Source organism: Delftia tsuruhatensis NBRC 16741, from assembly GCF_001571325.1.
In the GTDB taxonomy this organism is placed as follows: domain Bacteria; phylum Pseudomonadota; class Gammaproteobacteria; order Burkholderiales; family Burkholderiaceae_C; genus Comamonas; species Comamonas tsuruhatensis.
In genome coordinates, this window is sequence record NZ_BCTO01000067.1 from 32,491 (window position 1) to 44,299 (window position 11,809).

General features: G+C 68.4%; 12 protein-coding genes. 11 read left to right on the forward strand and 1 reads right to left on the reverse strand.

The annotated features are described in order from the left end of the window. Window positions 1-169: 169 nt before the first annotated feature. A complete protein-coding gene (locus tag DTS01S_RS25620) occupies window positions 170-1,258 on the forward strand; it encodes a fimbrial protein (RefSeq protein WP_275824388.1) in 1,089 nt (362 codons plus the stop codon). A gap of 15 nt (window positions 1,259-1,273) precedes the next feature. Here DTS01S_RS25620 and DTS01S_RS25625 read toward each other — a convergent pair whose 3' ends face one another. After that, window positions 1,274-1,687, reverse strand: a complete 414-nt coding sequence (locus tag DTS01S_RS25625; RefSeq protein ID WP_061289551.1) for a lysozyme inhibitor LprI family protein — start codon at window positions 1,685-1,687, stop codon at window positions 1,274-1,276. A gap of 224 nt (window positions 1,688-1,911) precedes the next feature. Here DTS01S_RS25625 and DTS01S_RS25630 point away from each other — a divergent pair, with 224 nt between their 5' ends. The 10 genes from DTS01S_RS25630 to metC all read left to right on the forward strand — a co-directional run bounded on the left by DTS01S_RS25630 (window position 1,912) and on the right by metC (window position 11,768). Continuing rightward, window positions 1,912-2,772, forward strand: a complete 861-nt coding sequence (locus DTS01S_RS25630; RefSeq protein WP_061289578.1) for a transporter substrate-binding domain-containing protein — start codon at window positions 1,912-1,914, stop codon at window positions 2,770-2,772. A 102-nt stretch (window positions 2,773-2,874) separates the two neighbouring features. Beyond that, a complete protein-coding gene (locus DTS01S_RS25635) occupies window positions 2,875-3,798 on the forward strand; it encodes a transporter substrate-binding domain-containing protein (protein WP_061289554.1) in 924 nt (307 codons plus the stop codon). After that, window positions 3,795-4,613: a transporter substrate-binding domain-containing protein gene (locus DTS01S_RS25640; protein WP_016448804.1), complete on the forward strand. Its 819-nt coding sequence runs from the start codon at window positions 3,795-3,797 to the stop codon at window positions 4,611-4,613. Before DTS01S_RS25635 ends, DTS01S_RS25640 begins: the two co-directional genes overlap by 4 nt. Next, the gene (locus DTS01S_RS25645) at window positions 4,610-6,151 is read left to right on the forward strand and encodes an FAD-binding oxidoreductase (protein WP_061289557.1); all 1,542 of its coding nucleotides are present in this window, start codon (window positions 4,610-4,612) and stop codon (window positions 6,149-6,151) included. The genes DTS01S_RS25640 and DTS01S_RS25645 overlap by 4 nt, the downstream gene beginning before the upstream one ends. Next, window positions 6,148-7,419, forward strand: coding sequence for an aminotransferase class I/II-fold pyridoxal phosphate-dependent enzyme (locus DTS01S_RS25650; RefSeq protein WP_017406975.1), 1,272 nt, complete (start codon window positions 6,148-6,150; stop codon window positions 7,417-7,419). The genes DTS01S_RS25645 and DTS01S_RS25650 overlap by 4 nt, the downstream gene beginning before the upstream one ends. Continuing rightward, window positions 7,416-8,165: an amino acid ABC transporter permease gene (locus DTS01S_RS25655; protein ID WP_061289560.1), complete on the forward strand. Its 750-nt coding sequence runs from the start codon at window positions 7,416-7,418 to the stop codon at window positions 8,163-8,165. Before DTS01S_RS25650 ends, DTS01S_RS25655 begins: the two co-directional genes overlap by 4 nt. Next, window positions 8,155-8,976, forward strand: coding sequence for an amino acid ABC transporter permease (locus DTS01S_RS25660; RefSeq protein WP_061289563.1), 822 nt, complete (start codon window positions 8,155-8,157; stop codon window positions 8,974-8,976). Before DTS01S_RS25655 ends, DTS01S_RS25660 begins: the two co-directional genes overlap by 11 nt. Continuing rightward, window positions 8,963-9,850, forward strand: a complete 888-nt coding sequence (locus DTS01S_RS25665; protein ID WP_061289566.1) for an amino acid ABC transporter ATP-binding protein — start codon at window positions 8,963-8,965, stop codon at window positions 9,848-9,850. The genes DTS01S_RS25660 and DTS01S_RS25665 overlap by 14 nt, the downstream gene beginning before the upstream one ends. A gap of 26 nt (window positions 9,851-9,876) precedes the next feature. After that, on the forward strand, window positions 9,877-10,548 hold the full coding sequence (locus tag DTS01S_RS25670) for a cysteine dioxygenase family protein (RefSeq protein WP_016454425.1): 672 nt from the start codon (window positions 9,877-9,879) through the stop codon (window positions 10,546-10,548). Continuing rightward, a complete protein-coding gene (gene metC, locus DTS01S_RS25675) occupies window positions 10,545-11,768 on the forward strand; it encodes a cystathionine beta-lyase (RefSeq protein WP_061289571.1) in 1,224 nt (407 codons plus the stop codon). The genes DTS01S_RS25670 and metC overlap by 4 nt, the downstream gene beginning before the upstream one ends. Window positions 11,769-11,809: the final 41 nt, after the last annotated feature.

Genomic DNA, 11,809 nt, shown 5'->3' on the forward strand with positions numbered 1-11,809 from the left:
GATTGCATCAACTCATATCTTCGGCGTAGAGTGTGAAATACCTAAGAGGCCACACATCGAATAATTCGATGCTTTCATTTCCACCCCTCCTTAGTCACTCAAAAGTTTGATAAAACTATTGCGTGATATTTTCGAGAATCATACTTCAGCAATGGACCGAATCAGTATCATGCATTTTTCTTTCATTCCCTCATTTCCTTCGCAAGTACGCCGCCTTGCATTGATCGCCCTTCCATTTCTCATCGCCTTTTCAGCGGCAACGATGAACACCAATGCCTTTGCCGGCGGCGTATTCTCCCCCACCAGCTCCAACATTTCACTGCCCGAGGAAATAACAGTACCCGGAAATTACGCCAACGGATCGACGCTATGGAAGTCTACGGTAACCGTATTTAATCTGCGAGCAGTGCTGAACACGGCATTCGAGTACGATGTTGAAAAAGCCGTTGTAGCTGCCAATGTTCAATCCGGAAGCAAGACGCCCGGATACAATAATGTCTACAGCACCAATATTCCCGGCATTGGAATCCGCTGGTGGGCCACATGGCGCGGCCCCGGCGCTCCCAGTGGCAGAACCATGCCCATTACCACCGAATCAGAAAATAATTCGGGCGCGCTGGGTTATTTCTGGAATACTTCATCCCGCCAGGATGTCTGGATCGAGCTGGTGAAAACCGGCAACGTTTCCGCTGGCACGCTAACGGGCTCCGGGATGAACGTCGAGATGCGATTCCAGTGCCCCGGCTGCACCGCAGGATACGTCAACCTGTCCGGCCGCACCAGGGTGGTGGTCGGTCCCTCCTGCTCGGTGGCCGCCTCGGCCATCTCCGTACCCATGGGCGCTGTGCCCATCCTGCGATTCACGGGCCTCCAATCCACCTCCATCCCCCAGCACTTCGACATCACGCTGGAATGCAAGGGCGGCGCGCCCGCAAGCGTTCTGCACCCCCACGTCACGCTCACCGATGCCAACGACACCAGCAATCGGAGCACCGTCCTGACCTTGAGCCAGGCCACGTCAGGCGGCAAACCGGTTGCCACCGGAATAGGCATACAGATACTGAAGGATGGCACCGCACTCGCATACGGCCCCGACTCCAACGTGCCTGGCAACACCAACCAATGGAGTGCGGGAACCATCGTTCAGGGCGTTGCCCAGTTCAAGATCCCGCTGACTGCCAAATACGTGCAGACCGCTGCGGCAGTCACGACGGGGCAGGCCAACGGCAGGGCCACCTTCACGCTGAACTACCAGTGAGCAGCGTCCCCGCCCTCAGGGCTTCTTGTCCAGCTGCATTTCCCAGGACTTGAGCTGCTTGGCGCGGGCGCGGGCGAAGTCGCTCCAGCAGTTGGTGCGCGCATCGTCCTTGGCAAAGCTGGCCGAGTTGAACTCGGAAAGAAACTCGCAGGCACTGCGCGCGTACTGCACCCAGTTCCTCTGCGCCACTTCCAGCTCTTCCGACGCCTGGGGCATGCGCGCCTTGAGCTTGAGCGACAGCGAGACGTAGGCGGCATTGACCAGGGCCACGTTCTGCTCCTGCAGGCAGGCACGCACCTCGGACATGTTGGTGGAGCTTTCCTCGCAATTGCCAGAACTCGTGGGATTGGCGGCCCGGGCCACGGGGCTGCCACACAACAGGGCAGCGCAGGCGAGAGGGGCGAGTAGGGACGCTAGGGCTTGGTGCATGGAAGAGGGCTCGCTGGGAGGTGCCGGTGGGCGCAGCACCCCGGCCGTCGCGATTACACCATCGACCCGCCCTGCCTCGGGCCCACATTTCCCTGGTGATCACCCTGATGCAGCGACGCAAAGCGCATAAACATGCTCCCAAAGCTTTGTTGCCGTGGGTCAAGGGCGGCCAGAAGATGCAGGCGTACGCATCTTTCGTTCGTCCCGACCGCCCCGCTCCCGCCATGCACACAAGCCCCACCCTGCGCCGCCAGCCCCGCGCCGCCCTTTCCGCATCCCTGACCTTCATCGCCGCCGCGCTGGCCCTGGCCTGCACCCAGGCCCGGGCCGATGCCACGCTGGACAAGATCAAGCAGCGCGGCAAGGTCACCATTGGCGTGCTGGTCAATGGCGGGCCCTTCGGCTCCATCGACCCGTCCACCCAGCAGCTGGTGGGCTGGAACCCCGAGCTGGCACGCGCCCTGGCCAAGGGCCTGGGCGTGGAGGCCGAGCTGGTACAGGTGCAGACCGCCACGCGCGTGCAGTTTCTGCAGGCCGGCAAGGTGGATCTGCTGATCGCCTCCATGGAACTGAACCCCGACCGTGCCGAGACCCTGGGCTACGCGCCCACGCCCTTCTACCGCGTGGGCGGCATTGCCGCCGTGCGCAAGGGCAGCGGCATCGCCAGGTGGGAAGACCTGCGCGGCAAGCCCGTGTGCGTGTCCCAGGGCAGCAGCTTTGCCAAGCCGCTGGCCAGCGAGTACGGCGCCCAGGTGCATGGCTACAAGAGCTCGTCGGACTCGCTGCTGGCGCTCAAGGGCGGCAACTGCGTGGCCGCCGTGCATGACAGCACGCTGATCTACCCGCTGCTGCGCAGCAACCCCGAATGGGCGCAGTACTCGGCTCCCATCGCCGGCGAGGTGCTGCCCGCGCCTTCCGTGGTCTGGACCCGCAAGGGCGAGGCCGACACCATCGCCGCCGTGGACAAGGTGGTGCAGGACTGGCACCGCACGGGCTGGCTGATCGCCGCCGAAAAGCGCGTGGGCATCGAGCCGGCCAACCCGCTGCTGCCCGAGCTGCAGGCCAAGTTCAAGTCCGCCAGCTGACCGCCGACCGCCACGGCGGTCCACCCCTGCTTTTTTTCCGACCACCCAGGCCCAGGCCCCGCAAGACGGGGCCGGGCCTTCCGTTCCCTGATGGATTCACGCATGCCCCGCCTTCTTCCTCCCCTTGCCGCCGCCCTGGCCCTGCTGCTGGGCGCCGGTGCCGCCCACGCCGATGCCACGCTGGACAAGATCAAGCAACGCGGCAAGCTGTCCGTGGGCATCGACGGCGCCAGCCCGCCGTTCGGCGTGCTGGACCCCGCCACCGGCAAGACCGGCGGCTACCAGACCGAGCTGGCTGCCGACATCGCGCGCCGCCTGGGCGTGCCGCTGGAGACGGTTCCCGTGACGGCCTCCACGCGCGTGCAGTTCCTGCAAAGCGGCAAGGTGGACCTGTTGATCGCCAACATCCAGTGGACGCAGGAGCGCAGCGAGATCCTCTCGTTCGCGCCCACGCCCTATGACCTGATCGGCGGCGGCGCCCTGGTGGCCAAGGCCAGCGGCATCAAGCGCTGGGAAGACCTGCGCGGCAAGGTGGCCTGCGTGTCGCAGGGCAGCAACTTCGCCAAGCCCCTGGCCGAGAGCTATGGCGCCGTGGTCAAGGGCCTGCGCGGCATTCCCGAGTCGCTGCTGGCGCTCAAGGGCGGCACCTGCGCGGCTTCGGTCCATATCCAGCCCGCCCTTTATGAAAAGCTCACCGGCCCGAATGCGGCCGAGTGGAAGGACTTCGAGCTGGGCACGCAGGACCAGTTGATTCCCTCGCCCACCGTGGTGTGGACGCGCCGTGGAGAGGCCGACACCCAGGCCTTCGTGGACAAGGCCATACAGGACTGGCACCGCACGGGCTTTCTGCTCAAGGTGGCCCGCGCCAGCGGCGTGCCCGACACCTGGATCGCCGAGCGCCACGAACGCGCGCTGAAGGGCCTGTTCGACCGCGCGCCCTACGACTTCGCGGTGTATGCGGCAGCACAGGCACAAGTGCAGGCGACGCAGGCAACCCAGGCCGCCGCCAAGGGAGCCAAGCCATGAAGCCGACTCGCACCGCACTGGCGGCCCTGCTCGCCCTCACGGCCCTGGCAGCCCATGCCGACGCCACGCTGGACCGCATCAAGCAGCGCGGCAAGATCGTGGTGGGGGTGATGCTTTCGGGGCCGCCGTTCGGCACCATCGACCCCGTCACGCAAAGGCACGTGGGCTACAACGTGCAGCTGTCCGAAGGCGTGGCCAAGGGCCTGGGCGTGGGGGTGGAGACCGTGCAGGTCCAGCCGTCCAACCGCGTGCAGTTCCTGCAGCAGGGCAAGGTGGACATCCTGATCGCCAACATGCAGTGGACGCAGGAGCGCAGCGAGATCCTGTCCTTCGTGCCCACGCCGTTCGAGGAAGTCGGCGGCGCCGCCATCGCCAAGAAGGGCAGCGGCGTGCGCCAGTGGGACGACCTGCGCGGCAAGCCCGTGTGCGTGTCGCAGGGCAGCAATTTCACCAAGCCGCTGGCCGATCAATACGGCGCCCAGATCAAGGCCTTCCGGGGCCAGCCCGAGTCGCTGCTGGCCCTCAAGGGCGGCAACTGCGCGGCCGCCGTGCATGTCAGCCCCACGCTGCGCGAACTCGTGGCCAGCAATGCGGACTGGAAGGACTACGAGATCGTCTCGCCCGCCGACATCATTCCCTCGCCCTCGGTGATCTGGCTGCGCAAGGGCGAGTCCGACACGCAGGCGGCCATCGACCGCATCGTGCAGGACTGGCACCGCACGGGCTGGCTGATCGAGGTGGAGCAGCGCAACGGCATGACGCCCACGCCGCTGCTGCACCAGCTGCACGACAAGTTCAGGAAGGCGCCCGCATGAGCACCCACACCAGCACCAACACCAGCACCAGCGGCCACATCACCGGCCCCGCCGACCTGGTCACCGCGCTGCGCCACGCCCTGGGCGATGCCCATGTGCTCACGGGTGCCGATGCGGCCGGCTACCTGACCGACCAGCATGGCCGCCTCACGGGCCAGGCCCTGGCCGTGGCACGGCCCGCCGACACGGCCCAGGTGGCGCAGCTGGTGCGCCTGTGCCGCGCCCACCGAACGCCCATCGTGGCCCAGGGCGGCAACACCGGGCTGATGGGCGGCGCCACGCCCGACGCCTCGGGCCACGCCGTGCTGCTGTCGCTGGCGCGCCTGAACCGCGTGCGCGCCATCGACACCGACAACGACACCCTGACCGTGGAAGCCGGCGCCGTGCTGGCCCATGTGCAGCAGGCAGCGCGCGATGCGGGCCGGCTGTTTCCCCTCAGCCTGGGCTCCGAGGGCAGCTGCACCATTGGCGGCAACCTGTCCACCAACGCGGGCGGCACCCAGGTGCTGCGCTACGGCAACGCGCGCGAGCTGGTGCTGGGCCTGGAAGTGGTGACGGCCGAGGGCGACATCTGGGACGGCCTGCGCGGGCTGCGCAAGGACAACACCGGCTATGCGCTGCGCGACCTGTACGTGGGCAGCGAAGGCACGCTGGGCATCATCACGGCGGCCACGCTGCGCCTGCATCCACTGCCCCGCGCCCAACACACGGCCCTGCTGGCCTTTGGCTGCATACGCGATGCAGTGGCCTTCCTCAGCCAGGCGCGGGCGGGCTTCGGCGCCAGCCTGACGGCGTTCGAGCTGATGTCGGACACGGCCCTGGGCCTGATAGACCGCCATGTGCCCGAGCAGCCGATACCGCTGGCGCTCAAGGCACCCTGGTTTGCGCTGATCGAGCTGTCCGACAGCGAGGGCGAGGACCATGCCCGCCAGCGCTTCGAGTGCGTGGTGGGCCAGGCCTTCGAGGACGGCCTGGTCACCGATGCCGCCATTGCCGAGAGCCTGCAGCAAAGCCAGGCCCTGTGGCGGCTGCGCGACCAGGCCCTGGGCGAGGCCCAGCGGCGCGACGGCCGCAACATCAAGCACGACGTGTCGGTGCCCATCTCGCGCATCCCCGACTTTCTTGCGGCCACGGCCGCGCTGCTGCAGGCGCGCTTTGGCGCCGTGCGGCCCGTGGCCTTCGGGCACCTGGGCGACGGCAACCTGCACTACAACGTGTCGCACGCGCCGGACAGCACTCCCGCGCAGCTGTTTGCCCAGGAAGACGCCATCCACGAGGTGGTGCACGACAGCGTGCACGCCCACGGCGGCTCCATCAGCGCCGAGCACGGCGTGGGCCAGTCCAAGCGCGACCTGCTGCCCCGCTACAAGAGCGCCGTGGAGCTGCAGCTCATGCGGCGTCTCAAGCAGGCCTTCGACCCGCTGGGCCTGCTCAATCCCGGCAAGGTGCTGCAAGCCCTGCCGGACGATTTGCCGCACGACTTGCCGCAGGTCTCTCCATTGCCAGCCGCCGCATTCCAGGAAGGCACCACGCCATGACCACGCCCTTTCCCCTTTCGCAGCGCGTGCAGCGCGTCAGGCTCTCGCCCAATGCCGCGGCCAGCGCGCGGGCCACGGCCCTGGCCCGCCAGGGCCGCGACATCATTGCGCTGACCACGGGCGAGCCCGATTTCGACACGCCCGAGCCCATCAAGCAGGCCGCCATCGCGGCCCTGGCCCGTGGCGAAACCAAGTACACGCCCACGCCCGGCACGGCCGCGCTGCGCCAGGCCATCAGCGCCAAATACCGGCGCGAGAACGGGCTGGACTTCGACGCCGGGCAGATCATCGTCAGCAACGGCGGCAAGCAGGTGATCTACAACGCGCTGGCGGCCACGCTGGACGCGGGCGACGAGGTCATCGTGCCCGCGCCGTACTGGCCTTCGTTTCCCGACATCGTGCGCGTGAACGACGGCACGCCGGTCATCGTGGACTGCGGCATTGAGCAGGGCTTCAAGCTCACGCCGGCCGCGCTGCAGGCCGCCATCACGCCGCGCACGCGCTGGCTGGTGCTGAACACGCCGGGCAACCCCTCGGGCGCCGTCTACAGCCGCGAGGAACTGGCCGCCCTGGCCCAGGTGCTGCGCCAGCACCCGCAGGTGCTGGTGCTGCTCGACGAGCTGTACGAGCACATCTGGTTCACGCCCCAGGCCCCCGCGCACTGGCTGGCGGTGGCCCCAGACCTGCGCGAGCGCACGCTGCTGGTCAACGGCGTCTCCAAGACCTATGCCATGACCGGCTGGCGCATCGGCTGGGGCGCAGGCCCGGCCGCGCTGGTGCAGGCCATGGTGGTGATCCAGTCGCAGGCCTCGTCAGGCCCCAATTCCGTGGCCCAGGCCGCAGCCACGGCGGCGCTGCAGTCGCCCGACCAGAGCTTTGTGCAGCAGGCCCGCAACGCCTATGCGCGGCGCGCGCAACGGGTCACCCAGGCGCTGGACCAGGTGCCGGGCCTGGCCCTGCTGCCGCCGGGCGGATCTTTCTTTGCCTTTGTGCACTGCGGCGCGCTGATAGGCCACCTGCGCCCGGACGGCCAGCCCATCGCCAGCGACACCGACCTGACCGAATGGCTGCTGGAGTCCGAAGGCGTGGCTGCCGTGGATGGCGGGGCCTACGGCCTGTCGCCGTACTTCCGCATCTCCACCGCCGCCAGCGACGAGGTGCTGGCCGAGGCCACGGCCCGCATCGCACGCGCCGTGGCCGCGCTGAAAGACCCCGCTGCGCAAGCGCAAGCGCATGCACAGCCGGCCGCCCTGGAGGCCGTGCCATGAACAACAGCCTGCTTGCCCAGGGCGTGCAAGCGCTCAAGGGCCTGGGCCTGAACTACGCCTTCGTGCTGGACGTGGCCGAGCGCCAGGCCTTTGTGCGCGGCATGTTCGTGACCGTGCAGCTGGCCCTGCTGACCATTGCCGGCAGCCTGGCGGCCGGCGTGGCGCTGGCGGCGGCCCTGACCTCGGGCCGCGCCTGGCTGGCGCGGCCTGCGCGCGCCTTTGTGGAGGTCACGCGCAACACGCCCACGCTGGTGCAGCTGTACTGCGCCTTCCTGGTGCTCAACATGCTGATCACCCAGCAGCTGCGCGACTGGGGCGCGGGCAACAACCCGCTCACGCCCTTTGTCTGGGTGGTGATCGTGGTCTCGCTGCACAAGGGCGTGTTCCATGCCGAGGCGCTGCGCGCCGGCATCGAGGCCGTGCCCGCCACCACGCTGGAGGCAGCGCGCTCGCTGGGCTTTTCGCAGCGCCAGCTGCTGGTGCGCGTGCAGCTGCCGCTGGCCGTGCGCTTTGCCCTGCCCTCGCTGACCAACAACCTGGTGGACCTGGTGAAGATGACGGCCGTGGCCTCGGCCATTGCCGTGGGCGACGTGACCTACGAGTCCATCATGATCTGGTCGCAGCGCGACAACGTGCTGGAGCTGCTGCTGCTCATCCTGCTGTGGTTCGGCCTGCTGACCTGGCTGGTCAGCCTGGCGGGCCGCTGGCTGGAACAACACCTGAGGATGCCCGGCTATGGCCAATGAAGCCACCCTGAACACCGGCGCCGCGCCCCGCCCGCTGCCCGCCGCCCTGCTGCGCGCGGCGCGCAGCCCCTGGCTGATCGCGGGCGCCGCACTGCTGGCCCTGTGCGCCTGCTGGGCCGCCACGGACAGCGCCCCGCCCGCCTTCGTGCACCTGTCGAAATGGCTGCCCGCGCTGCTGCGCGGCCTCTTGGTCAACATCGAGATCAGCGTGCTGGCCGTGGCCATCGGCACCGTGGCCGGCCTGGTGCTGGGCTCCCTGTCGCTGTCGCCCACGCCGGCCGTGCGCACGGGCGTGCGCTGGTATGTGCAGCTGTTTCGCAATGCGCCCATCCTGGTGCTCATCTACTTCACCACCTATGTGTTCCCGTTCGAGCTGAAGCTGGTGGGCTGGACCTTTCCGTTCCCCGACTGGGTCAAGGTGGTGCTGGGCCTGGCCCTGCCCACCAGCGCCAACGTGGCCGAGATCTTCCGGGGCGCCATCCAGTCCATTCCCAGCGCGCAGTGGGAGGCGGCCCAGTCGCTGGCCTTTCGCCGCAGCGAGATCTTCCGCCTCATCGTGCTGCCGCAGTGCGTGCGCCGCATGCTGCCGCCGTGGATGAACCTCTACGCCAGCATCACCATGAGCACCTCGCTGGCCTCGCTGGTGGGCGTGCACGACGTGGTGGACACCGCCCAGATCGCCAGCAACACCGTGGCACGCACGGACTTCACCATCCTTGTGTACTTCACGCTGCTCGCGCTGTTTTTCGCCTATTGCTATCCGATTGCCCGCGCCACCCGCGCCCTGGAGCGACGCCATGAACGCCACTGACTCCTTTCTCTCCCAACTCGCCACTGCCGATGCCCCAGCAGGCACGGCGCCCGCACTGGTCCAACTGCAGGATGTGCACCTGTCCTTTGGCGACAACCAGGTGCTCCAGGGCATCGACGTGCAGGTGCGGCGCGGCGAGGCGGTGACCATCATCGGGCCCTCGGGCTCGGGCAAGTCCACCATCCTGCGCTGCATCACCGGCCTGCTGCGGCCCCAGCGCGGCGCCATCTCGGTGGCGGGCACGCGCGTGGACCAGCTGCGCACCGAGGCCGAGTTGATCGCCCTGCGCAAGCGCGTGGGCTTCGTCTTCCAGCAGTACAACCTGTTCCCCCATCTGTCGGTGCTGGAGAACCTGGTCATCGCCCCCACTCGCGTGGTCGGCCGCGACCGCGCCACGGCCGAGCGAGAGGCCCGCGCCCTGCTGCAGAAGGTGCGCCTGGACCACAAGGAATCCGCCTACCCCGGCGAGCTGTCCGGCGGCCAGCAGCAGCGCGTGGCCATTGCGCGCGCCCTGGCCATGCGGCCCGAGCTGATCCTGTTCGACGAAGTGACCTCGGCCCTGGACCCCGAGACCGTGGGCGAGGTGCTGACCGTGATCCGCGACCTGGTCAGGGACGGCATGACCTGCGTGCTGGTCACGCACGAAATGCGCTTTGCCGAAGAGGTCAGCGACCAGGTCTATTTCACCGAGGCCGGCCGCATTGTCGAGCACGGCCCGGCCGCCCAGATCTTCGGCAGCCCGCGCAGCGAGCGCACGCGCGAATTCCTGCAGCGCGCCCTGGGCGATGGTGCCCGGCCCAGGCCTGCGCCAGCCGCCCCGGCCACACCGGCCACAACGCCGCTGCCCTTCAACAGCCTGCGCTTTGCCCTTTGATCCCCCACCTCCAGGAGCACATCCCCATGACCGCAGAAACAACGACTGAAACCCCGGCCGGAACAGGCGCAGATACAGGCACCCATACAGACGCCGCCGCCCGGCGCCGCCAGGCCGTGGACGCCGCCCTGGCCGACGTGCGCCAGCTGCTGCAGGCCGGCGCGCCCGACCGCAGCACCCTGTCGGCCATCACCGCACGCCTGGAGCAGCTGGCCGCGCACAAGGCCTTGTTCAGCCGCGCGGACTTCCCCCCGCCCGCGCAGACCGAGGGCGTGGGCGCCTCCACGCGCTACCGCCTCAACCCGGCCGATGGCGATGCGGGCCTGGCCCTTTACCTGAACTCCATCAACCCCGGCAAGACCACGGCCCCGCACAACCACACGACCTGGGCCGTGATCGTTGCCGTCGAAGGCCAGGAGCTCAACCGCCTCTACGAGCGCACGGACGACCGCAGCAACCCCGCACGCGCCAGCATCCACCTGGCGCGCGAATTCACCGTGCAGCCCGGTGCCTCCATCGCCTTCCTGCCCGATGACATCCACAGCATTGCCGTCGTGGGCGAGCAGCCCACGCTGCACTTCCATCTCTACGGCCAGCCGCTGGAAACCCTGAGCGGCCGCGTGGCCATCGACCCCGACACCGGCGAAGTCAAGAACTACAACGCCGCCTACTTCCGTCCCAGCGAGGCCGTGGCATGAGCATCCCCCAAGACAAGCACCGGCCCCTGGGCCCGTCGACCCGCCTGCTGCACGCAGGCACGCCGCCGCTGCAGGGCGGCTCCGGCCCCGTCAACGTGCCCGTGGTGCGCACCAGCACCGTGCGCTTTGCCGACAGCGCCGCCTACGCCGACCTGCACCACCGCCGCGAGGCCGGCGAGCGCGTGGCCTCCTACGGCCGCCACGGCCTGGACACGCACCGCGCGCTGGAAGACGCCGTGGTCGCGCTGGAGGGCGGGCACCGTGCCTTTCTCACGCCCTCGGGCCTGTCCGCCATCACCCTGGTGCTCATCGCCCTGCTATCGCCCGGCGACCATGCCCTGGTGGCCGACAGCGTCTACTCGCCCGTGCGCCGCGTGGACGCCACCTTGCTGCAGCGCCTGGGCATCACGCTGGAGTACTTCTCGCCCTCGCGCGACGATCTGGCCGGCAAGATCCGCCCCAACACCCGCCTGGTCTACCTGGAATCGCCCAGCTCCCTGCTCTACGAGGTGCTGGACCTGCCCGCCCTGGCCGCCGTGGCACGCCAGCACGGCATTGCCGTGGCTACCGACAACACCTGGAGCGGCGGCTGGTTCTACCAGCCCCTGGAGCACGGCGCCAACCTCTCCATCCAGGCCGCGACCAAGTACATCGCCGGCCACTCCGACGTGATGCAGGGCATCGTCATCACCGACGGCCCCGCGCTGTCGAAGAAGATATCCACCGCCTACGAGGCCCTGGGCCTGACCATAGGCGCCGACGACGCCTACCTGGCCCTGCGCGGCCTTCGCACCCTGCCCGTGCGCCTGGCCCAGCACCAGCGCCACGCCACCGAAATCGCCCAGTGGCTTGAGCAGCAGCCCCAGGTCGGCCGCGTCTTCTACCCGGCCCTGCCGTCCGATCCCGGCCATGCGCTGTGGAAGCGGGACTTCAGCGGGGCCAGCGGGCTGGTGTCATTCGCGTTTGCCGAAGGGGTGGACGCCGGTGCCGGCGCCGTGTTCGTTGACTCGTTGCGGCAGTTTGCGCAGGGGGCTTCCTGGGGCGGGTATGAGAGCCTGGCGCTGGTGGCGCAGCCTGAGAGGCTGCGGGAGCACAGTGTGTGGGCGGGGACTGCGCCTGTGGTGCGGCTGCATGTGGGGCTGGAGGATCCTTTGGATCTGATTGCGGATCTGGAGAGGGGGTTTGGGGGGGTGGTGGAGCGGTTCAGGCTGGCTGCCTGAGCTTCCTTTTTGACTCTGTCGCGCCTCTGGCGACAGAGGCC

Coding starts and splice junctions, on each gene's coding strand:
- DTS01S_RS25620 (WP_275824388.1), top strand. CDS start 170: ATGCATTTTTCTTTCATTCCCTCATTTCCTTCGCAAGTACGCCGCCTT.
- DTS01S_RS25625 (WP_061289551.1), bottom strand. CDS start 1,687: ATGCACCAAGCCCTAGCGTCCCTACTCGCCCCTCTCGCCTGCGCTGCC.
- DTS01S_RS25630 (WP_061289578.1), top strand. CDS start 1,912: ATGCACACAAGCCCCACCCTGCGCCGCCAGCCCCGCGCCGCCCTTTCC.
- DTS01S_RS25635 (WP_061289554.1), top strand. CDS start 2,875: ATGCCCCGCCTTCTTCCTCCCCTTGCCGCCGCCCTGGCCCTGCTGCTG.
- DTS01S_RS25640 (WP_016448804.1), top strand. CDS start 3,795: ATGAAGCCGACTCGCACCGCACTGGCGGCCCTGCTCGCCCTCACGGCC.
- DTS01S_RS25645 (WP_061289557.1), top strand. CDS start 4,610: ATGAGCACCCACACCAGCACCAACACCAGCACCAGCGGCCACATCACC.
- DTS01S_RS25650 (WP_017406975.1), top strand. CDS start 6,148: ATGACCACGCCCTTTCCCCTTTCGCAGCGCGTGCAGCGCGTCAGGCTC.
- DTS01S_RS25655 (WP_061289560.1), top strand. CDS start 7,416: ATGAACAACAGCCTGCTTGCCCAGGGCGTGCAAGCGCTCAAGGGCCTG.
- DTS01S_RS25660 (WP_061289563.1), top strand. CDS start 8,155: ATGGCCAATGAAGCCACCCTGAACACCGGCGCCGCGCCCCGCCCGCTG.
- DTS01S_RS25665 (WP_061289566.1), top strand. CDS start 8,963: ATGAACGCCACTGACTCCTTTCTCTCCCAACTCGCCACTGCCGATGCC.
- DTS01S_RS25670 (WP_016454425.1), top strand. CDS start 9,877: ATGACCGCAGAAACAACGACTGAAACCCCGGCCGGAACAGGCGCAGAT.
- metC (WP_061289571.1), top strand. CDS start 10,545: ATGAGCATCCCCCAAGACAAGCACCGGCCCCTGGGCCCGTCGACCCGC.